This window comes from Vibrio sp. 10N.247.310.23, from assembly GCF_041467155.1.
In the GTDB taxonomy this organism is placed as follows: Bacteria; Pseudomonadota; Gammaproteobacteria; order Enterobacterales; family Vibrionaceae; genus Vibrio; species Vibrio crassostreae_C.
The window spans coordinates 1-1713 of sequence record NZ_JBFSTZ010000086.1 but is presented as its reverse complement, the minus strand read 5'-3'; the positions used below and the strand labels follow the sequence as shown (position 1 = coordinate 1713).

Below are 1713 nucleotides of genomic sequence, written 5' to 3'. Positions count from 1 at the left end.
GCTGGCGTTTTTGTTTCTACTGTAAATGTAAACCTCTACTTGAGGTTTAATGCTTGGTAGTTAAAAAAACCATTAATGATATCACAATTTAAAAAATAAATACTCGTTAAAAATACATCCACCAATGTATTTCTAATCGAGATTTTCCTCTTGCCTTTTTGTTAGCGTGTCGGGGTCTTTTATTGTCAGGAGAATGATATGCAAACGCGCTGGCTCATGTTGTCTTTTGCAGGCTTGTTGGCTGGGTGTCAAACCCCGCCTGAGCCTGTAGAGACGCCGCCACCCCCACTAAATATTCGCACCGCCCCCGAATTATCGGGCAGCAGCGTGCAGACCTCACGTTATGTCATTGAACGCTCTGCAGGCGACCAAATGACCGACATCTTAGGCGTGCCGATTGAAGCTCGCTTACCTGTGATGAGTAAAATGAGCATCAAAGACGGCGTTGAGTTCTTATTGTCAGGCAGTGGTGTGTCGCTGCGCACCCCGACATCTTACGCCGAAACGCAGCTCTATGCGCAACCTTTGCCTTTGGGTCATACCGATATGGGGCACATGAGCCTTCGACAAGCCTTACAAGTCATTGGCGGTCAAGCGTTCTCGCTTGAAGAGGATGTGGTTCGTCGCAATGTGGGGTTTCGACTTAAGTATGGATACGAGTGGCAAGCGCCGAAATCAGTGAGTGGATATTCAGACGGTAAGTCTCCTTTGGCGGGGTCTGTGAAAGCGAGCAAAGTGGCGACGACATCGTCTATTTCTTCTTCCCCAAAAGACGCGCCGCCAAGTGTTGTCATGACCCCGCAACTGAAAAAGTCGCTGGCATCGAAAAGCGCTTCATCAGAGGCGATGTCCAGTTTTGAGGATGACAATGATGCGTTGTTCGCCAGTGATATGCAGGGGAAACCCTCGTCAAGTTCAAAAGCAAAACCGACATCGTCTAAGTCGTCTGTGAAGAAAAAAGCGCTCACCACTTATCGCGTTCACGCTGGAGAAAGCTTTCGCAGCGCATTAACTCGCTGGGCTTACAAACATGGCGACCAACCTTTGGCGTTTGCTCAAGATGAGGCATTTTTGACTGCTTTGGATGGGGTGGCCACGCAAGGTTTTGTTCGTACTGGCTCGTTGTCTGGCGCCGTGAAAGCGCTGGCGGCCTCTAATCAGCCTATCAATACGTTAACGCTGTACTCAAACACACTTTCGAAGCTGTTGGCCTTTCATCCGTGGAAAGGCGAGCGCGTGACCACCTTAATGGTCTCAGGTGACACATTGAAAGCGGCGACTAAGCAGGTCACTGAGCACTATGGCTGGCGCTGGGATGAAAAATCATCTTGGCCTGTGGCTGACTTTACCTTCACGCCTTATCCATTGGTCACTAAAGAAGGGGACATCAGCATGGCCATGACCACGTTGCTTGGTCCCTATCCACTCAAGGCGCAGCGCCTAGATGCGACTAAAACTATCTACATCAAAGAGGTGACGCCATTATGAACCTATTTCGTCTCTCGGGTTTTCAATCCTTCTGTCTCATTGGCGTGCTCTTATCGCTCTCAGGGTGTGAAACCCTTGGGCTCAATGAATACGACAAGCGCAATGATGAGTCCGCCTCGGTACTCAGTGACATCGAGCGCCACCGACATCGTGAGTCTCTCAAAGTCGAGCGCATTGAGCAGCCCCCGGCCAGCCTGATACCGATAGAGCGCCGCACCGATACCG

General features: G+C 50.2%; 2 protein-coding genes. Both read left to right on the top strand.

Features of this window, described 5'->3' with window-relative positions; translation table 11 throughout:
• Positions 1–198: 198 nt before the first annotated feature.
• Positions 199–1488 (top strand): hypothetical protein, encoded by a 1290-nt coding sequence (locus AB6D93_RS23930; protein ID WP_372127319.1) that lies wholly within the window; start codon positions 199–201, stop codon positions 1486–1488.
• Positions 1485–1713: hypothetical protein (locus AB6D93_RS23925; RefSeq protein ID WP_372159243.1), on the top strand; the 229-nt coding region annotated here is incomplete at its 3' end. The genes AB6D93_RS23930 and AB6D93_RS23925, both read left to right, overlap by 4 nt.

Coding starts and splice junctions, on each gene's coding strand:
- AB6D93_RS23930 (WP_372127319.1), top strand. CDS start 199: ATGCAAACGCGCTGGCTCATGTTGTCTTTTGCAGGCTTGTTGGCTGGG.